The following is a 20,243-nucleotide window of genomic DNA, read 5'->3' as shown; positions in this document are numbered from 1 at the left end:
CTTCACCACCGTGTGAGGCCCCCGCCGACCCCCAGGCCCCCGTATCAGACCAAAGACTCACGACCCTGAGAGGGATTGACGCATAGTGCTCGACGTCAACTTCTTCGACGAGCTCCGGATCGGCCTGGCCACCGCTGACGACATCCGTCAGTGGAGCCACGGCGAGGTCAAGAAGCCCGAGACCATCAACTACCGCACCCTCAAGCCGGAAAAGGACGGGCTCTTCTGCGAGAAGATCTTCGGCCCCACCCGGGACTGGGAGTGCTACTGCGGCAAGTACAAGCGCGTCCGCTTCAAGGGCATCATCTGTGAGCGCTGCGGCGTCGAGGTGACCCGCGCCAAGGTGCGCCGTGAGCGGATGGGCCACATCGAGCTGGCCGCTCCCGTCACGCACATCTGGTACTTCAAGGGTGTCCCGAGCCGGCTGGGCTACCTGCTCGACCTGGCTCCCAAGGACCTCGAGAAGGTCATCTACTTCGCGGCGTACATGATCACGTACGTCGACGAGGAGCGTCGTACCCGCGACCTGCCCTCCCTGGAGGCGCACGTCTCCGTGGAGCGCCAGCAGGTCGAGAACCGCCGGGACGCCGACCTGGAGGCCCGCGCCAAGAAGCTGGAAAGCGACCTGGCCGAGCTGGAGGCCGAGGGCGCCAAGGCCGACGTGCGCCGCAAGGTGCGCGAGGGTGCCGAGCGCGAGATGAAGCAGCTGCGCGACCGTTCGCAGCGCGAGATCGACCGCCTCGACGAGGTGTGGACCCGCTTCAAGAACCTCAAGGTCCAGGACCTGGAGGGCGACGAGCTCCTCTACCGCGAGCTGCGTGACCGCTTCGGCACGTACTTCGACGGCTCGATGGGTGCCGCGGCGCTGCAGAAGCGCCTGGAGTCCTTCGACCTCGACGAGGAGGCCGAGAAGCTCCGCGAGATCATCCGCACCGGCAAGGGCCAGAAGAAGACCCGTGCGCTCAAGCGCCTGAAGGTCGTCTCCGCGTTCCTGCAGACCAGCAACAGCCCCAAGGGCATGGTGCTCGACTGCGTGCCGGTCATCCCGCCGGACCTCCGCCCGATGGTGCAGCTGGACGGTGGCCGCTTCGCGACCTCCGACCTGAACGACCTGTACCGCCGTGTGATCAACCGGAACAACCGACTGAAGCGCCTTCTCGACCTCGGTGCGCCCGAGATCATCGTGAACAACGAGAAGCGCATGCTCCAGGAGGCCGTCGACGCGCTGTTCGACAACGGCCGTCGTGGTCGCCCGGTCACCGGTCCCGGCAACCGCCCGCTGAAGTCCCTCAGCGACATGCTGAAGGGCAAGCAGGGTCGTTTCCGTCAGAACCTGCTCGGCAAGCGTGTGGACTACTCCGCGCGTTCCGTGATCGTCGTCGGTCCGCAGCTGAAGCTGCACCAGTGCGGTCTGCCCAAGGCGATGGCGCTGGAGCTCTTCAAGCCGTTCGTGATGAAGCGGCTCGTGGACCTCAACCACGCGCAGAACATCAAGTCCGCCAAGCGCATGGTGGAGCGCGGCCGCACCGTCGTGTACGACGTCCTCGAAGAGGTCATCGCCGAGCACCCGGTGCTGCTGAACCGTGCGCCCACCCTGCACCGCCTCGGCATCCAGGCCTTCGAGCCGCAGCTGGTCGAGGGCAAGGCCATCCAGATCCACCCGCTCGTCTGCACCGCGTTCAACGCGGACTTCGACGGTGACCAGATGGCCGTGCACCTGCCGCTGTCCGCGGAGGCGCAGGCCGAGGCCCGCATCCTGATGCTGTCCTCGAACAACATCCTCAAGCCCGCCGACGGCCGTCCGGTGACGATGCCGACCCAGGACATGGTCCTCGGTCTGTTCTTCCTCACCACCGACGGCGAGCTGCGTGACACCAAGGGCGAGGGCCGGTCCTTCGGCTCCACGGCCGAGGCGATCATGGCGTTCGACGCCGGCGAGCTCGCGCTGCAGTCGCCGATCGACATCCGCTTCCCGGTGGGCACCATCCCGCCGCGCGGCTGGACCCCGCCGGTCGTCGAGGAGGGCGAGCCGGAGTACCAGACCGGTGACACCTTCCGGCTGCGCACCACCCTGGGCCGCGCGCTCTTCAACGAGCTGCTGCCCGAGGACTACCCGTTCGTCGACTACTCGGTGGGCAAGAAGCAGCTCTCCGAGATCGTCAACGACCTGGCCGAGCGCTACCCCAAGGTCATCGTGGCGGCGACGCTCGACAACCTGAAGGCGGCCGGCTTCTACTGGGCGACCCGTTCCGGTGTCACCGTGGCCATCTCCGACGTCGTCGTTCCCGAGGCGAAGAAGGAGATCGTCCGCGGGTACGAGGCGCAGGACGAGAAGGTCCAGAAGCAGTACGAGCGCGGTCTGATCACCAAGGAAGAGCGCACGCAGGAGCTCATCGCGATCTGGACCAAGGCGACCAACGAGGTCGCCGAGGCGATGAACGCGAACTTCCCCAAGACGAACCCCATCTTCATGATGGTTGACTCGGGTGCCCGAGGAAACATGATGCAGATGCGGCAGATCGCCGGTATGCGTGGTCTGGTGTCGAACGCGAAGAACGAGACCATCCCGCGTCCGATCAAGGCGTCCTTCCGCGAGGGCCTGTCCGTCCTTGAGTACTTCATCTCCACGCACGGTGCCCGTAAGGGTCTCGCCGACACCGCCCTGCGTACCGCCGACTCGGGTTACCTGACCCGTCGTCTGGTGGACGTCTCGCAGGACGTCATCATCCGCGAGGAGGACTGCGGCACCGAGCGCGGCCTCAAGCTGCACATCGCGGAGGTCGGCGCGGACGGCGTGCTGCGCAAGGCGGAGAACGTCGAGACCAGCGTGTACGCCCGTGCGCTGGCCGAGGACATCGTCGTGGACGGCGTGGTGCTGGCCCCGGCCAACACCGACCTCGGTGACGTCCTCATCGAGGAGCTCGTGGCCCGTGGCGTCTCCGAGGTCAAGACCCGCTCGGTCCTGACCTGTGAGTCCGCCGTCGGCACCTGCGCCATGTGCTACGGCCGCTCGCTGGCCACCGGCAAGCTGGTCGACATCGGTGAGGCGGTCGGCATCATCGCCGCCCAGTCCATCGGTGAGCCCGGTACCCAGCTGACGATGCGTACCTTCCACACCGGTGGTGTGGCCGGTGACGACATCACCCAGGGTCTGCCGCGTGTCGTCGAGCTCTTCGAGGCCCGTACCCCGAAGGGTGTCGCCCCGATCTCCGAGGCGGACGGCCGTGTCCGTATCGAGGAGACCGAGAAGACCAAGAAGATCGTCATCACGCCGGACGACGGCAGCGACGAGACGGCGTTCCCGATCTCGAAGCGCGCCCGACTCCTGGTCAGCGAGGGCGAGCACGTCTCGGTGGGCCAGAAGCTCACCGTGGGTGCCACCAACCCGCACGACGTGCTGCGCATCCTGGGTCAGCGTGCCGTCCAGGTCCACCTGGTCGGCGAGGTCCAGAAGGTCTACAACTCGCAGGGTGTGTCGATCCACGACAAGCACATCGAGATCATCATCCGGCAGATGCTGCGCCGCGTGACGATCATCGAGTCCGGCGACGCCGAGCTGCTGCCCGGGGAGCTGGTCGAGCGCTCGAAGTTCGAGCACGAGAACCGTCGTGTGGTCCAGGAGGGCGGTCACCCGGCTTCGGGTCGTCCGCAGCTCATGGGTATCACCAAGGCCTCGCTGGCGACGGAGTCCTGGCTGTCGGCCGCCTCCTTCCAGGAGACGACCCGAGTGCTGACGGACGCGGCGATCAACGCCAAGTCCGACAGCCTCATCGGCCTCAAGGAGAACGTCATCATCGGTAAGCTCATCCCGGCCGGTACGGGTCTGTCCCGCTACCGCAACATCCGGGTCGAGCCGACCGAGGAGGCGAAGGCCGCGATGTACTCGGCCGTCGGCTACGACGACATCGACTACTCGCCGTTCGGCACCGGCTCCGGCCAGGCCGTTCCGCTGGAGGACTACGACTACGGTCCGTACAACCAGTAGGAGTTGGATCTGAAGGGCGGTCACCCCAGCGCGGGGTGGCCGCCCTTCGGCGTGTTCGGACTCGCCACACAGGGACGGGACCGATCTGAATCATGGGAACAACGAACAATAGCCATATTGGAGCGGCCAATATTGATCACGTTTCACCATTGAGTGGTGAATTTATCCGCTAAGGCAATGTGAAAGCTAGGGTATTAATCTCATCCATGAAACTCTCAACCGTGAGGGATCGATGCCCACCGCCGAACCGAACCGTAGGGCTTTTCCAGCTCCTCGTCGATGGACCCAGCGATCCAGTTCCATCCTCTGGGTCCCCGGCAACGTGGACCAACTGGTCCCGAACCTGCGCGAGCTGTTGCGGGACATCGGAGGTGACGAGGAAGCGGAAAGGCCCTTCACCTGGCCCGCCACCGGTGCCGTAACGACAATCAAGGCGGCCGTCCACAGCCTTGGATCCTGCGGACTCATCACCAAAGGTGGGGACACGCTGCGCTTGACGGGCGAAGCCCGTGTCTTCCTCGACGGTGGGGACACCGACTACTTGGCCGCAGTCCTTCACGCGAACGTCCGCTTTGTGGGGGAGATGCTGAGGGAGATTGGTTCAGGACGGAGTCACGCCGAGCTCAACGCGGCGGCCGAGACTTCATACGGACTGAAGTGGGGCACTCTCGACCAGGTGCGCCGACGTTCCAACTGGTTCCGCGCCCTCGGTCTTGCGGAGCTGTGGAATCACAGTAACCAGGTGGTGCTGACCGATCGCGGCCGTTCTCTGAGCACTGCTATCCGGCCGGCACAGACGAACGAAATCCCGGGATTCACGGACTTGCATCAGAAAACACCCGAGCAGAAGCCCGCAGGGCCTCTTGTGCTTGCGGAAACGGAGGGACTCGACCAGAACGCACTGGTCCACCGCAAGCCACAGTGGGGATACCTCGCCGGCGGCGGTTCGCTGGACAATTTCCGGATTCTCACAGACCTGGCGTCCCCGCGCACCACCAAAGACGACTATATTCGGCAATGCGCTGAACAATTCACCGTCAAGGAGACCTCGGCCGAGCAGACCCTGTGGACTCTCAGGGCCTTGAACATCCTCGAACAGGTCGGCATGCACACCTTCGCCCCTACGCCGGTGGCCGTCGAGTGGCTCGATTCCGGGAATCCGCTTGATCTCGTGCGCATCCTGCACTGCAAAGTCGCGCTGGTCGGAGAGGTCCTGTCGGCTCTCCGCGAGGAGTCGGAAACCGGGGCGATCCTGCGCTGGCTGAGTCTCCGGTTCCCCGCCCATAGGCTCTCTCGTGGGGAGCTGACGCGGCGGCTCGCCATTCTGAACGACGCCGAGCTCATCGAGCGCATCGGCCACACACGGTACCGAATCACCCCTCTGGGGGAACTGTTCCACGATGCCCTTCCATGCCTGGAGCCGGCCGAATCCCACCTTTCGCCTCCTCGCGGGAGCGAGGAAACCAGGCCCTCCGAAGCCTCGGCCGCGGAGATGGTCAACCAAGTGCAGGAAGTCCTCGATGCTGCCGTCGACAGCGCCAATCCCCGACGGTTCGAGGAAGCCGTCGCCACGTCCTTCCGCCTGTTGGGACTGAACGTCGAACAGCACGGTGGGCCCGGAAAGACGGACCTGGTCGTGGTCTTCTGGATCTCGCCCACAAGGCGGTGCCGTGTGACGGTTGAAGTCAAAACAGACTCGGCCGGTGTGGTCCGCGAAAACGACATCAAATTCGATGCTCTGGAGGAGCACCGGAAGATTCACAAAGCGGAAGGGGTCATCGTGGTCGGCCCGGACTTCGGCGGTCGCCTGCCGCAATGGGCCAAGAGTAAAAACATCCCCTTGATCTCCGCGGGCAACATCGCGGAGTGGATCAGTCGTTCTCGGCATGCGCGACTCTTTCCTCAGGAGTTGTTCGACATCATCTTCTCCGAGTCGGCAGACTCTGTCCTGACCTCTGTCACGCGAAGCCTCGAAGCCATCGGTCAGGTCTCCAGTGCTCTCTGGGAGAGCGGGAATGACGAGAATGACATCGAATTCAGCGGAGGAGCGCTGACTGTTCGCGACATCTGGCGTATGAGCAAGGGCACCGAGAAAAATCCCCTCAGCCCTCGTGAGATCGAGGACGCGCTTTCCCTGCTGAGCAATCCACTGCTAGCCGCCTCTGCCAGGACGAAGGGCGGGGAATTCACCTCGACAGCACCGCCCCAACTCGTCGCGGCCCGCCTGCGTACCTTCGCCGACGTCCTGGAGGACGGCCTTCCCCTGCTCGCTGGATCGTCCGTCGCGGACCGTCACGGGACCTCGCCGGAGCAGGAGGAAGCCGTGGCACGGAATCCAGACCGTGCCACTCCTGATGCCTCCCCGGAAAGGGTGCGGCGTTGGGCCAAGGCGAACGGGCGGCCGGTCAGCTCCAAGGGGCGCCTGCCGAACAGCCTCGTTGCTGAGTATCTGGCCGTGGTCGACGGCAACTGAACGCCGCTCGCTACGGAATCCCCAACTCGAAGATCACGTAATGCGCGTACCACCCCGACGCCACCGCGGCCGTCGCGAAGAAGACCACCAGGCTCGGCCACTTCAGCCGCGCCATCGCCGCCGCCGGGGCCAGCAGCAGCGGGAAGACGGGGAGCAGGTAGCGCGGGGTGTTCCCGAACATCTGCTGGGTGCCGAGGATCGTCACGATCGAGGCGAGGGCGTAGGCCGTCAGCACCAGTGGCGGCCGCTTCCGCAGCATGAGCGCGACCAGGAACGGCAGCGCCACCACCACCTGCACGGCGATCAGGTCCGGGACGGAGTAGGCGAAGAGGTAGTCGCCGTGCCCCACCGCCACGTTCCGCAGCACGTCCAGGGTGTAGGCGCCGAAGTCGAAGTAGTGGGCCCAGGCCTGGTGCTGGAGGGAGAAGTACGCGCCCAGGTCCCCCATCGACCAGCCCACCCAGACGATGTAGGTGAGGAGACCGAGGGGTGCCGCGATCGCCGCGTAGAGCGGGGCCGCGACGCCCTGATCGCGTCGGCTGCCTGGGCGCACCAGCGTCACCAGGGCCGCCAGGCCGACCGCCCCGATCAGGACGGCCGCCGTCGGACGGCTCAGGCCGGACAGGAAGGCGAGCAGGCCCGCCGCCACCCAGCGGCGCCTCATCACGGCGTGGCAGGTCCAGGCGGCGATCGCCACGAACAGGGACTCCGTGTAGACCGCCCATTCGACGCCGGCGGCGGGGGCCACGGCCCACAGGCCGGCCGCGATGGTCCCGGCCCGGGTCCCGGCGAGCATCGCGATCACCGCGTAGATGCCGGCCGCCGCCACGAAGGAGGAGAGCACCGAGACGAGGATCGCGGAGCCGTAGAGGCCGATGCCGGTGATCTCGGAGACCGCTCGGACCAGACCGGGATAGAGGGGGAAGAAGGCGACCGAGTTCTGTTCGGCGGTGAACTGGCCGCCCGGGGCGAGCGGCTTGAGCGGCTCGGGGTGGTAGCCCTTCTGCGCCACCTGGAGGTACCACCAGCCGTCCCAGGTGGACAGGACGTCCCACCAGTGGGCGCCGCCGCCGAAGCGGGGGTCCTTGTGGCGGTAGTCGCCGGCGTAGGTCAGCAGCCAGGCGAAGACCAGGAGGCCGGTGAGCTTGGCGGCGCCGTAGAGGGCGAGGGGCGGGAGATAGGGGCGGGCGGCCGGGGGGAGGCGAAGTCTCTGAGGCCGTGGGGCCGGCTCGGTGGTCGTCGCGGTACTGCTCTGAGCTGTGCTCATGACCGTGATGCCCCCTGAAGAACGCCGATGGCAGTGCCTCGCGTGGCCGACTGGCGGCTGCAGAGACGTCGTGGCTGGTCGCGCCCACGCGGCGGAGCCGCAAATTTACACAGCCCCGCGCCCCCGAGGGGCGCGCTGAAGGGGACCGGCGACCAGAAGATCTGATCAGCGTTGCACAGGCGCCGAACTGATCCCCGGCACCCCGCGCCCCCTTCCGTTCGCGTGTCGTTCGTCTGCGTGGTATATCGGAACCCACCCCCAAAATCGCAGCTCATGCCCCCCACAACCGGTCCCCGTCCTTTTGTTTTGACCGGAGTGATTGCGCTAGGTACGCTCAGACCTTGTGCCTGGGGTGTGCCCTGACCCTCGTGCGTGCCTTCAAACCGCACCGGAGTGACGAAGCGGCCACCGCGATCCGCGCCCCCTTCTGCCTTGCGGCAGGAGTCCACGGGATCCGACACACCCGACCGCGTGGGTCGGTGACGTTCCAGGTTAGCTTCACCATCGGCACACAGAAACCGGAGAAGTAGTGCCTACGATCCAGCAGCTGGTCCGGAAGGGCCGGCAGGACAAGGTCGAGAAGAACAAGACGCCCGCACTCGAGGGTTCCCCTCAGCGTCGTGGCGTCTGCACGCGTGTGTTCACGACCACCCCGAAGAAGCCGAACTCGGCCCTGCGTAAGGTCGCGCGTGTGCGTCTGACCAGCGGGATCGAGGTCACCGCTTACATTCCGGGTGAGGGACACAACCTGCAGGAGCACTCCATCGTGCTCGTGCGCGGCGGCCGTGTGAAGGACCTGCCGGGTGTTCGCTACAAGATCATCCGCGGCTCGCTCGACACCCAGGGTGTCAAGAACCGCAAGCAGGCCCGCAGCCGCTACGGCGCCAAGAAGGAGAAGTAGAAATGCCTCGTAAGGGCCCCGCCCCGAAGCGCCCGGTCATCATCGACCCGGTCTACGGTTCCCCTCTGGTGACCTCCCTGATCAACAAGGTGCTGCTGAACGGCAAGCGCTCCACCGCCGAGCGCATCGTGTACGGCGCCATGGAGGGCCTGCGCGAGAAGACCAGCAACGACCCGGTCATCACGCTGAAGCGCGCGCTGGAGAACATCAAGCCGACCCTCGAGGTCAAGTCCCGCCGTGTCGGTGGTGCGACGTACCAGGTTCCGATCGAGGTCAAGCCCGGTCGTGCCAACACGCTCGCGCTGCGCTGGCTGGTCGGTTACTCCCGCGCCCGTCGCGAGAAGACCATGACCGAGCGTCTGCTCAACGAGCTTCTCGACGCTTCGAACGGCCTCGGTGCGGCCGTCAAGAAGCGCGAGGACACGCACAAGATGGCCGAGTCCAACAAGGCCTTCGCGCACTACCGCTGGTAGTCGCAGTCCACATCGAGACCGAGAGAAGACTGAAGCCTTATGGCTACCACTTCGCTTGACCTGGCCAAGGTCCGCAACATCGGGATCATGGCCCACATCGACGCGGGCAAGACGACCACCACTGAGCGGATCCTGTTCTACACCGGTGTGTCGTACAAGATCGGTGAGGTCCACGACGGTGCTGCCACCATGGACTGGATGGAGCAGGAGCAGGAGCGTGGCATCACGATCACCTCTGCTGCCACCACCTGTCACTGGCCGCTCGAAGACGTCGATCACACCATCAACATCATCGACACCCCGGGTCACGTCGACTTCACCGTAGAGGTGGAGCGTTCGCTCCGCGTCCTCGACGGTGCCGTGACGGTGTTCGACGGCGTTGCCGGTGTCGAGCCCCAGTCCGAGACGGTTTGGCGTCAGGCGGACCGCTACGGCGTTCCGCGTATCTGCTTCGTCAACAAGCTCGACCGGACCGGTGCCGAGTTCCACCGCTGTGTCGACATGATCAGCGACCGCCTGGGCGCGACGCCGATCGTCATGCAGCTCCCGATCGGTGCCGAGGCCGACTTCAAGGGTGTCGTCGACCTGGTCACGATGAAGGCCCTGGTGTGGTCCGCGGAGGCGGAGAAGGGCGAGATGTACGACGTCGTCGACATCCCGGCCACCCACACCGAGGCTGCCGAGGAGTACCGCGGCAAGCTCGTCGAGACCGTCGCCGAGAACGACGACGAGATCATGGAGCTGTACCTGGAGGGCCAGGAGCCTTCCGTGGAGCAGCTGTACGCCGCGATCCGTCGCATCACCATCGCGTCCGGCAAGTCCAAGGACGTCACGGTCACCCCGGTGTTCTGTGGCACCGCGTTCAAGAACAAGGGCGTCCAGCCCCTGCTCGACGCGGTCGTGCGCTACCTGCCCTCCCCCCTGGACGTCGAGGCCATCGAAGGCCACGACGTGAAGGACCCGGAGGTCGTGGTCAAGCGCAGGCCGTCCGACGACGAGCCGCTGTCCGCCCTCGCATTCAAGATCATGAGCGACCCGCACCTGGGCAAGCTCACGTTCGTCCGGGTGTACTCGGGCCGCCTGGAGTCCGGCACGGCCGTGCTGAACTCCGTCAAGGGCCGCAAGGAGCGCATCGGCAAGATCTACCGCATGCACGCGAACAAGCGTGAGGAGATCGAGTCGGTGGGCGCCGGCGACATCATCGCCGTCATGGGTCTGAAGCAGACCACGACCGGCGAGACGCTGTGCGACGACAAGGCCCCGGTGATCCTGGAGTCCATGGACTTCCCGGCGCCGGTCATCCAGGTCGCCATCGAGCCCAAGTCCAAGGGCGACCAGGAGAAGCTGGGCATCGCGATCCAGCGCCTGGCCGAGGAGGACCCGTCCTTCCAGGTCCACTCGGACGAGGAGACCGGCCAGACCATCATCGGTGGTATGGGCGAGCTGCACCTCGAGGTGCTGGTCGACCGTATGCGCCGTGAGTTCAAGGTCGAGGCCAACGTCGGCAAGCCGCAGGTCGCGTACCGCGAGACGATCCGCAAGGCCGTCGAGCGCGTCGACTACACCCACAAGAAGCAGACCGGTGGTACCGGTCAGTTCGCCAAGGTGCAGATCGCGATCGAGCCCCTCGAGGGCGGCGACACGTCGTACGAGTTCGTGAACAAGGTGACCGGTGGCCGTATCCCGAAGGAGTACATCCCTTCGGTGGACGCCGGTGCGCAGGAGGCCATGCAGTTCGGCATCCTCGCCGGTTACGAGATGACCGGTGTCCGCGTGATCCTGCTCGACGGTGCCTACCACGAGGTCGACTCCTCCGAGCTCGCCTTCAAGATCGCCGGTTCGCAGGCCTTCAAGGAGGCCGCGCGCAAGGCGTCCCCCGTGCTCCTTGAGCCGATGATGGCCGTCGAGGTCACCACGCCCGAGGACTACATGGGTGAGGTCATCGGCGACATCAACTCCCGCCGTGGCCAGATCCAGGCCATGGAGGAGCGGGCCGGTGCCCGCGTCGTGAAGGGCCTCGTGCCCCTCTCGGAGATGTTCGGTTACGTCGGCGACCTGCGCAGCAAGACGTCCGGCCGGGCCAGCTACTCCATGCAGTTCGACTCCTACGCCGAGGTTCCCCGGAACGTCGCCGAGGAGATCATCGCGAAGGCCAAGGGCGAGTAGCGCACCGCGTTCAACGCACCGCGCACACACGCTTTAGGCTTGACCCCGGAGCCTCACGGGCCGTTCCTCCGCATTCGTGGCGGAATGGCCCGGGGCCCGGGAACCAACAGCAAAGATCACCTGGCGCCGATCGAGTCAAGGCGTACAGAACCACTTCCAGGAGGACCCCAGTGGCGAAGGCGAAGTTCGAGCGGACTAAGCCGCACGTCAACATCGGCACCATCGGTCACATCGACCACGGTAAGACGACCCTCACGGCCGCCATTACCAAGGTGCTGCACGACGCGTACCCGGACCTGAACGAGGCGACCGCGTTCGACAACATCGACAAGGCGCCCGAGGAGCGTCAGCGCGGTATCACGATCTCCATCGCGCACGTCGAGTACCAGACGGAGACCCGTCACTACGCCCACGTCGACTGCCCGGGTCACGCGGACTACATCAAGAACATGATCACCGGTGCCGCCCAGATGGACGGCGCGATCCTGGTCGTGGCCGCCACCGACGGCCCGATGCCGCAGACCAAGGAGCACGTGCTCCTGGCCCGCCAGGTCGGCGTTCCGTACATCGTTGTCGCCCTGAACAAGGCCGACATGGTGGACGACGAGGAGATCATGGAGCTCGTCGAGCTCGAGGTCCGTGAGCTGCTCTCCGAGTACGAGTTCCCGGGCGACGACCTGCCGGTCGTCAAGGTCTCCGCGCTGAAGGCGCTCGAGGGTGACCCGGAGTGGACCCAGTCCGTCCTGGACCTGATGTCCGCCGTCGACGAGGCCATCCCGCAGCCCGAGCGTGACGTCGACAAGCCGTTCCTGATGCCGATCGAGGACGTCTTCACGATCACCGGTCGTGGCACCGTCGTCACCGGTCGTATCGAGCGTGGTGTCCTCAAGGTCAACGAGACCGTCGACATCATCGGCATCAAGACCGAGAAGACCACCACCACGGTCACCGGCATCGAGATGTTCCGCAAGCTGCTCGACGAGGGCCAGGCCGGTGAGAACGTCGGTCTGCTCCTCCGTGGCATCAAGCGCGAGGACGTCGAGCGCGGCCAGGTCATCATCAAGCCGGGCTCGGTCACCCCGCACACCGAGTTCGAGGCGCAGGCCTACATCCTGTCCAAGGACGAGGGTGGCCGCCACACGCCGTTCTTCAACAACTACCGTCCGCAGTTCTACTTCCGTACGACGGACGTGACCGGCGTCGTGACCCTCCCCGAGGGCACCGAGATGGTCATGCCGGGTGACAACACCGAGATGAAGGTGGAGCTCATCCAGCCCATCGCCATGGAAGAGGGCCTGAAGTTCGCCATCCGTGAGGGTGGCCGCACGGTCGGCGCCGGCCAGGTCATCAAGATCACGAAGTGATCTTGGCCCGCAAGGGCTGACCCGGTGGGTATCTGAAGGGGCTCGTACGACTTCGGTCGTACGGGCCCTTTCGGCATCTCCGGCATCCCCTGTGTCCCGGCATCCCCTGGGGCCCGTGCGGGAGTTCGAAACTATTCGGCGCGTACGACCCCTGGTTCCCCCGGAGTCGCTCACCCACCATTTGTCATGCCGCTGACCAAATTCGGGTGGAGTCGGGTGGAGGGGTGAGCCATGTCTGTCAGCCGGAGGGCTGTGCTGGGCGCAGGTGCCGCCGCGGTGCCGGTGCTGTCGTCGGGGATCGCCTGGGGCGCCCCGGATTCCGGGCTCCGGACGACGGACCCGGGCGCCTACCTCTCCTTCACCTCGGGAGCGTTCTCCCTGGTCGGCGCCCCGGTCGTGGTGAGCGCCGACGACCACCCCGGAGTCGTACGGGTGGCGGGCGACCTCCGCGACGACATCGAGCGGGTGACGGGGGTGCGGCCGGCCGCGACGATCGCCCGCCGTGCGGTGCTGGTCGGCACGATCGGCCGCAGCCCGCTGATCGACGGCCTGGTGGCGTCCGGAAAGCTGGACGTGACGGGGATCCGGGGCCGCTGGGAGACCTCGCTGCAGACGGTGGTCGACCATCCTCTGCCCGGCGTCGACCAGGCCTTCGTCATCGCCGGCAGCGACCCGCGCGGCACGATCTTCGGGGCGTACGACGTCTCGTACGGCATCGGCGTCTCGCCCTGGCACTGGTGGGACGACGTGCCCCCGGTCCACCGCGACGAGGTCTGGGTGCTGCCGGGCCGCCACACCCAGGGCACCCCGGCGGTGAAGTACCGCGGCTTCTTCGTCAACGACGAGAACCCGGCGCTCGGCACCTGGGCCCCGGCCCACTTCGGCCCCGGCAAGGCCCCGGGCTATCCCGGCGGCTTCAACGCCGACTTCTACGCGAAGGTCTTCGAGGTCCTGCTGCGGCTGAAGGGCAACTACCTCTGGCCGGCCGTCTGGGGGCGGGCGTTCGCCGAGGACGACCCGGAGAACCACCGGCGGGCCGCCTTGTACGGCATTGTCATGGGCACTTCGCACGAGGCGCCGATGATGCGCGGGATCGAGGAATGGAACCGCCACGCGACGGGCGGCACCGACCCCTACGGGGGCACCGGCGAATGGTCCTACCTCCGCAATGCCGAGGCGATCCGCGCCTACTGGCGGGCCGGCATCCAGCGCATGGTGGACGAGGACTTCGAGGGCGTGGTCACCCTCGGCATGCGCGGCAACGGCGACACCGGCCTCCCCGACGGCGACGGCATCGAGCTGATGCGGGAGATCATCGCGGCGCAACGGCAGATCATCGAGGAGGTGACGGGGCGACCGGCCGCCGAGACCCCCCAGGTCTGGACCCTGTACAAGGAGGTCCAGCGCTACTGGGACCGCGGTCTGCGCGCACCGGACGACGTGACCGTGGTCCTCACGGACGACAACTGGGGCAACATCCGCAAGCACCCCTCCCCGCAGGAACCACGCGCCGGCGGCTACGGCCTCTACTACCACTTCGACTACGTGGGAGCCGGCCGCAACTACAAGTGGGTCGACACCGCCAACCTCCGCAACGTCTGGGACCAGCTCCACCAGGCGCACGCCTACGGCAACCACGGCCTGTGGGTGGCCAACGTGGGCGACCTGAAGGGGAACGAACTGCCGACCGAGTTCTTCCTGAACTACGCCTGGAACCCCGAGCGTTGGGGCTTCGACCGGCTGGGGGAGTGGGAACGGAGGCACGCCCGGCAGAACTTCGGCGCGGCGGCGGCCACCGAGATAGCCGAACTGCTCGCGCGCTACGGCCAGTTGCAGGCACGCCGCAAACCGGAGCTGCTCAACCGCCGGATCACGCTCGGGGACGACGGCCAGGTGGTGTACGACGACCGGCAGACGCCCTTCTCCTTCGGCCACGGCGAGCTGGAGCGGGTGACGGAGGAGTGGCGGGAGCTGGGCCGGCGGGCGGCACGCATCGCCCGCCGGCTGCCGGATGCGGCCCAGGACGCATGGTTCGAACTGGTCGGCTACGAGGTGGCGGCGACCGCGAACCTGTACGCGCTGCGGGAGGCCGAGTTCACGAACCTGCTCTACGCCCGCCAGGGCAGGGCGGCGACGAACGACCGCGCGGCGCAGGCGGAGCAGGGCCTGCTCCAGGACCTCGCCCTGGCCGACCGCTTCAACTCCCGGGTGGCGGACGGCAAGTGGCAGGGCTTCCAGACCCAGCCCCACATCGACTACGGCGACGTGGACCGCTACGGCCCCAACGCGCCCTGGCAGCAGCCGGAGAAGGACAACGTGGCGCTCCCGGACGTGCTCTTCCCTGCGGTACGCCGGATCGAGGTGCCGCAGGCGGCGGGGCTGGGCGTGTCGGTGGACCCCGACGAGGAGGGGTCCATGACCCTGCCGCCGTTCAGCCCGTACCAGACCCGGCCGCAGCAGTACGTCGAGGTCTTCAACCGGGGGCGTTCGCCCTTCGACTACCGGGTGGAGACGTCGGCACCCTGGCTGACGGTGGACCGTCCCCGTGGCCGGCTGGTGCGGCAGGTCAGGGTGGAGGTGCGGGTGGACTGGTCCCGGGCCCCGGCCGGCCGCGCGGAGGGGACGCTGACGGTGAGCGGGGCGGGGGAGTCGGTGACGGTGGGGTGTGTCGCCGAGCGGCCGTCGGCTCGCGGCCTGCGGGGATTCGTCGAGGCCGGCGGGTATGTGGCGATCGACGCGGAGCACTACGACCGGTCGGTCGGGGAGTGGCGCCGCCTGGCGGGGATCGGCCGCACCGGGGCCGGGATGACGGCGTGGCCGGTGACGGGAGGCTGGGGCGACTCCCCGGACTCCTGGCCCCGGCTGGAGTACGAGGTGAGCCTGCTGTCGGCGGGGGAGGTGACGGTGTGGGCGTACCTGTCCCCGCGGAATCCGGCACTGGGGACAGGGCGGGGCCTGCGCTACGCGCTCTCCTTCGACGACGAGGACCCCCAGCTGGTGGACATCACCGCGGGCGCGGACGACGGCCTGCTCAACACGGTCTGGGCGCGCAACACCTCCGACAACGTCAACCGGACGGCGACCCGCCACACGCCGGGATCCGGGGTCCACCGCCTGACGTTCTGGTCGGTGGACCCCACGGTGGTGGTGCAGCGGCTGGTGCTCGACATGGGCGGCCTGACACCGACGTATCTGGGACCGCTGGAGAGCCGGCGGCTGTAGCCGCCGGCTCCGCCGGGCTCAGCCGAAGGCGAGCTTGCCCGTCCAACTGCTGATCACCGTGCTGTAACTGCCGATCGCGGTCTTGCCGCCGAAGTAGAGGCGCACGCTGCCGCTGCTCATGTGGGCGTACAGGTCGGGGATCCCGTCGCCGTTGACGTCCGGGATGGCGAAGAAGCGGGGCACGTCGGTGCTGGACCAGCCGCTGGCCGCGTATTCGGCGTCGGACCCGTCAGCACTCGCCGCCGCGGTGGCGAGGGAGAGGATGTCGACGCCGGTACCCGCTGAATTGGCCTTGCCCTTGCGCAGGATCAGCCGGCCGGAGTCCGAGCGGTAGAGCATGTCAGGGATCCCGTCACCACTGATGTCGGCGACCGTGACGAGGTCCCGGGTGGTCCAGGCGCTGCCGGTGTTCAGCAGGGTGGCACCGGCGAAGGAGCCGCCGGTGTAGCCGGTGAAGGCCCAGTACTGGGTGCCGGAGGTCATGAACAGGTCCGGCTGGCCGTCGCCTGTGACGTCCCCGACGGCCAGGATCTGGTCGAAGGCGGACGGGTCGGGGACGTTGACGCTCGCACCGCTGGTGTCCGTGCCCTTGGTCGGCAGCAGGATCGGCAGCCGGGCACAGGTGTTGAAGCCTCCGAAGCCGTCACCAGGGTAGACGTAGAGATTGCCGTCGCCCATGCGGGCGATGAGGTCCTGGAGCCCGTCGCCCGGGTAGTAGTCGCCGGTATGGGTGATCAGCGCGCCCTTCCAGCTGAGGCTGGAGGAGGTGCAGCCGTCGGTGTAGGCGGTGTTCTTGGTGACCTTGCCATAGGACGGGTTCATTCCGTAGAACAGGTCACCGTCCTTGCCGGAGGGGTAGTCGCGCAGGGTGTAGGAGGAGTTCCCGTTGTCGTCCGTCGACTCGCTGATGGCCAGCAGATCGGGTTTGTCGTCACCGGTGAGGTCGGCGGCGGACTCGTCACGGTCGCTGGGGCTGACGAAGATCCGGTAGGAGTTCGGGGCGGCCGACTCGTTGCCGGCAACGGCCTGGTACCTGCCGACCAGCCAGCAGCCGATCCCCAACTCGACGAAGGCGACCTACGACGGCCTCGGTCGGCCGGTGAAGACGACCACCCTGCACCACAACGCCGAGTTCTCGTCCACCACCGGTACCTACAGCGACACGGACGCCTCGGTCACCGTCGTCCCGCCCAGCGGCGCCACCGCCACCAAGACGATCGGCGACGCCCTCGGCCGCGCGGTCAAGCAGATCACCTACACCAACGCCGACCGCTCGGCCAGCACCTACACGGAGACGACGTACGACCCGCTGGGCAACCGCACCCAGATCAAGGACAAGTCCGGCCGCGTCTGGTCCTGGACCTACGACTCCCGCCACCGCGTCCTCACCAGCACCGACCCCGACGCCGGTACCAGCCGCACCTGGTACGACGACCAGGACCACGTCACCCAGACCAAGGACGCCACGGGCAAGGTCCTGCACTACGGCTACGACGCGCTCGGCCGCAAGCTGTCCATGACCGTGGGCTCGGCGAGCCTGCCCGCGGTCGAGTGGACGTACGACACGGCGGCCAACGGGATAGGACTGCCGGCCACGTCCGTACGCCACACCACCCCCGGCGGCTGGACGACCCTCTACCTCGGCGAGACCGAGGTGATGGGCTCCCAGACGACCACGGCCACCAAGGCGATGCGCAGCTATGGCCAGGCCGGTGCCCCGACGGTGGTCCGTTACACCTCCAGCGCCACCTCCGCCCACACCCTGGCCGCCCAGATCACCAACACCCAGGGCACCGGCACGGTCCAGATCAAGCTGGCGTCCGGGATGGCGGTCTCCTCCCGGTCCTACGACGCGTGGGGCAACCTGCGCGGCGACCTGGCCGGCGCGGCGGCCTGGGCCGGCTCACGGACGTACATCGGCGGGGACGACGAGTCGAGCACGGGCCTGATCCACCTGGGCGCGAGGGACTACGACCCCGTAACGGGTCGCTTCACGACCCTCGACCCGGTCATGGACTTCTCCGACCTCCTCCAACTGGGCGGCTACGCCTACGCGGACAACAGCCCGGTGACCAAGTCGGACCCGAACGGCGAGTTCTGGGGCTTCTCCCAGATCGCGCACGCGGCGTGGAAGGCGACGAAGGTCGTCGCGCACGTGGCGTACGAGTACTCCGGTGTCGCGGACATCGTCAGCTGCGCCACCAACCCCTCCCTCGGCTCCTGCCTGATGGCGGCGGCGACGATCGTGATCACGGTCGCGACCTTCGGCGAGGGCGGCCTGGCCCTGGCGGCCGCGAGGGGCGCCATGCGCTTCGGCGGCGGGGTGCTGGCGCGGGGCGCCGAACAAGCGGCGGTGAAGACCGCCGAGAAGACGGTCGTCAACACGGCGGCGAAGGCCGTCGAGAAGAAGGTCGTGAAGACCGCCGAGGAGAAGGCGGCGAAGGCGGTCGAGAAGAAAACGGCTGTCAAAGCTACAGAGAAGTCCGCTGCCAAAACCGCAGAGAAGGACGCGGGCAAGGCGTCCGACGCGGTCGAGGACGCGGTCGAGTCGAGCGGCAAGTGCAACAGCTTCACCCCGGACACGAAGGTCCTTCTGGCCAACGGCAAGACGAAGGCCATCAAGGACCTGAAGCCCGGCGACAAGGTGAAGTCGACGGACCCGGTCCTGGGCGGCCTCGGCACCCAGACGGTCACGGCCACGATCAAGGGCCACGGCACCAAGCACCTCGTCCGCCTGACCCTCGCCAACGGTAAGTCGATCACGGCGACCGACGGCCACCCCATCTGGTTGCCGAAGCTGCACCGCTGGGCGAAGGCGAAGGAACTGCGCTCGGGTGACTGGCTGCAGACGGCGGCCGGCACGTACGTCCAGATCACGGCCGTAAAGGCATGGACCCAGACGGCGACGGTCAACAACCTCACCGTCTCCAGCACGCATACGTACTATGTGGAGGCCGGCGATACGCCGGTCCTCGTCCACAACTGTGATGACGTAGATGAGGGTGCGGACCTCTTCGATACGTTTGACGTGAAGCCTGGGGAGAATCTCAATCTAAGTGAGCCGTCCGCGTCCAATGGGCGGAGTTACATCACCTACGTGGCGGAGGATTCCGATGGCAATGTTCGCTACGTTGGGAGGGCACAGGGAAAGGGGAATCCATTGCAAGTCATGAAGGGTCGCATTGCTCGCGGACATGACATTTTCAAGGAGAATCCGGATCTCACCCCTCGTGTCATCGATGTCCAGCAGAGCATGGATGCGAACAAGGGGGCTGAGGAATTTTTCACTCAGGGGTACGCGCAACGAGGTGCGAGTCTCCTGAACAGTCCTGAATCGCCGGCTCTTGGCTTCTCCAAGACTGCGAGGGGACAGAAATCCGTGCAAATGATGGACGCGTTCTTCGATGAACTCCTATCGCGGTGAGGTAGCAGTGGACTTCGTGGAAATTTGGTTCGACGGTCCAATTCCCGTCGACCGGGACGACGTCGAAGACGCTCTGAATGAGGCGTTGGATGGTATGGGGGAGGTTACTGGCGCGGGGACCGGAGAGTCAGGGTCGAATCTGGATGTGGAAGTCGAAGAAAGTGCCGAAAAAGATATTGTTCTGAGTAGGATCTTCACCGTCATGAGTGAGCTGGAGATCGGTGATTCTGTCAGAATCAGGCCGGGTGACGGAGATCTGTGGATTCGCCCCAGTCAATGGCCCTGAATTGCTCGCGGGACGGGGCCACCTTGAATCCGTATGCGGCAAAGCCCGGTCCCAGAAGGTGGAACGGTCACTGGATACCCAGTCGACATTCATACATCTATGGCCAGGTGTGAACGGCACTATTCGAACGTGGCCTTCGGTTTCAGGTTGAGATTTCGAACCGTTTGGGGAGTGGGGTTGCTGCACCCCAAACGGGATGTGCGTCGTTGGCTAGTCCTCGCCGAGGCGATAATCGAATCGCGTAGTTCCGTAGGGATCGCTGGAAACGAGGCATGTGTATTGGATGCCGAGTAGCGAATTGGCGTCTACCCCGAGGTTGGTGGCGAGGACCCGGGTGGGCAGTGGATGCTGGTCACCCGGGTCGTCGACCGCAATTGAATCGGCTAGAATGCCGCGAATTTTGATTACCTTGTATCTGACCTGGATTCCAGGATCCTCTTCCTCATGGGAATGCTCCTCGTCGAGCTGGGCGCCGCAGATGCCGCAGATGTTCGTATTGTTGGTCACGTCGGTCATGTTCCCCATGCTGTTTGTGAGGACTGAGTGTAATGAAGGGCCAGGTTGGAGACGTGTCATCTCGGGCCGTGGCTGACCATCCGCTGTGATCGTCGAGTTTGGCGGATAACGGCATCATCGCGTCATTTTGGAAATCGGAGAGAAATGTACAAGTATGCTAGCGGTC

Annotated in this window: 12 protein-coding genes; 9 read left to right on the top strand and 3 right to left on the bottom strand. The window is 66.3% G+C overall.

Annotation, left to right across the window (positions count from 1 at the left end):
• Positions 1-85: 85 nt before the first annotated feature.
• Both ACFWPQ_RS13235 and ACFWPQ_RS13230 read left to right on the top strand, forming a co-directional pair.
• Positions 86-3,985, top strand: a complete 3,900-nt coding sequence (locus tag ACFWPQ_RS13235; protein WP_384032779.1) for a DNA-directed RNA polymerase subunit beta' — start codon at positions 86-88, stop codon at positions 3,983-3,985.
• 322 nt (positions 3,986-4,307) lie between these two features.
• Positions 4,308-6,458 (top strand): restriction endonuclease, encoded by a 2,151-nt coding sequence (locus ACFWPQ_RS13230; protein ID WP_384032777.1) that lies wholly within the window; start codon positions 4,308-4,310, stop codon positions 6,456-6,458.
• A gap of 10 nt (positions 6,459-6,468) precedes the next feature.
• Here ACFWPQ_RS13230 and ACFWPQ_RS13225 read toward each other — a convergent pair whose 3' ends face one another.
• On the bottom strand, positions 6,469-7,725 hold the full coding sequence (locus ACFWPQ_RS13225) for a hypothetical protein (RefSeq protein ID WP_384032775.1): 1,257 nt from the start codon (positions 7,723-7,725) through the stop codon (positions 6,469-6,471).
• A 529-nt stretch (positions 7,726-8,254) separates the two neighbouring features.
• On the opposite strand from ACFWPQ_RS13225, the gene rpsL reads away from it, so the two are divergent.
• The 5 genes from rpsL (at position 8,255) to ACFWPQ_RS13200 (ending at position 15,851) form a co-directional block, all read left to right on the top strand.
• Entirely contained in the window at positions 8,255-8,626 is a 372-nt protein-coding gene (gene rpsL, locus ACFWPQ_RS13220; protein WP_003948652.1) for a 30S ribosomal protein S12, read from the top strand.
• A 2-nt stretch (positions 8,627-8,628) separates the two neighbouring features.
• Positions 8,629-9,099, top strand: coding sequence for a 30S ribosomal protein S7 (gene rpsG, locus ACFWPQ_RS13215; protein WP_005481264.1), 471 nt, complete (start codon positions 8,629-8,631; stop codon positions 9,097-9,099).
• Between the two features lie 39 nt (positions 9,100-9,138).
• Entirely contained in the window at positions 9,139-11,265 is a 2,127-nt protein-coding gene (gene fusA / locus ACFWPQ_RS13210) for an elongation factor G (RefSeq protein WP_217549159.1), read from the top strand.
• Between the two features lie 170 nt (positions 11,266-11,435).
• The gene (gene tuf, locus ACFWPQ_RS13205; protein WP_383713011.1) at positions 11,436-12,629 is read left to right on the top strand and encodes an elongation factor Tu; all 1,194 of its coding nucleotides are present in this window, start codon (positions 11,436-11,438) and stop codon (positions 12,627-12,629) included.
• Between the two features lie 231 nt (positions 12,630-12,860).
• Positions 12,861-15,851 (top strand): glycosyl hydrolase 115 family protein, encoded by a 2,991-nt coding sequence (locus ACFWPQ_RS13200; protein WP_384032773.1) that lies wholly within the window; start codon positions 12,861-12,863, stop codon positions 15,849-15,851.
• Positions 15,852-15,869: 18 nt separating this feature from the next.
• On the opposite strand, the gene ACFWPQ_RS13195 is transcribed toward ACFWPQ_RS13200, so the two are convergent.
• On the bottom strand, positions 15,870-16,913 hold the full coding sequence (locus ACFWPQ_RS13195; RefSeq protein ID WP_384032771.1) for an FG-GAP repeat domain-containing protein: 1,044 nt from the start codon (positions 16,911-16,913) through the stop codon (positions 15,870-15,872).
• Between ACFWPQ_RS13195 and ACFWPQ_RS13190 the strand changes: the two genes are divergently transcribed.
• Positions 16,864-19,275 (top strand): polymorphic toxin-type HINT domain-containing protein, encoded by a 2,412-nt coding sequence (locus ACFWPQ_RS13190; protein WP_384032769.1) that lies wholly within the window; start codon positions 16,864-16,866, stop codon positions 19,273-19,275. The two genes, ACFWPQ_RS13195 and ACFWPQ_RS13190, sit on opposite strands and share 50 nt — an antisense overlap.
• Entirely contained in the window at positions 19,256-19,561 is a 306-nt protein-coding gene (locus ACFWPQ_RS13185) for a hypothetical protein (protein WP_384032768.1), read from the top strand. The genes ACFWPQ_RS13190 and ACFWPQ_RS13185 overlap by 20 nt, the downstream gene beginning before the upstream one ends.
• Positions 19,562-19,771: 210 nt before the next feature.
• On the opposite strand, the gene ACFWPQ_RS13180 is transcribed toward ACFWPQ_RS13185, so the two are convergent.
• Positions 19,772-20,077 (bottom strand): hypothetical protein, encoded by a 306-nt coding sequence (locus ACFWPQ_RS13180; RefSeq protein WP_384032766.1) that lies wholly within the window; start codon positions 20,075-20,077, stop codon positions 19,772-19,774.
• Positions 20,078-20,243 lie beyond the last annotated feature (166 nt).

The sequence above is a fragment of the Streptomyces sp. NPDC058464 genome (genome assembly GCF_042721035.1).
GTDB lineage: Bacteria > Actinomycetota > Actinomycetes > Streptomycetales > Streptomycetaceae > Streptomyces.
Note: the sequence above shows the minus strand (reverse complement) of the source record. Positions and strands in the feature narration are given on the sequence as shown.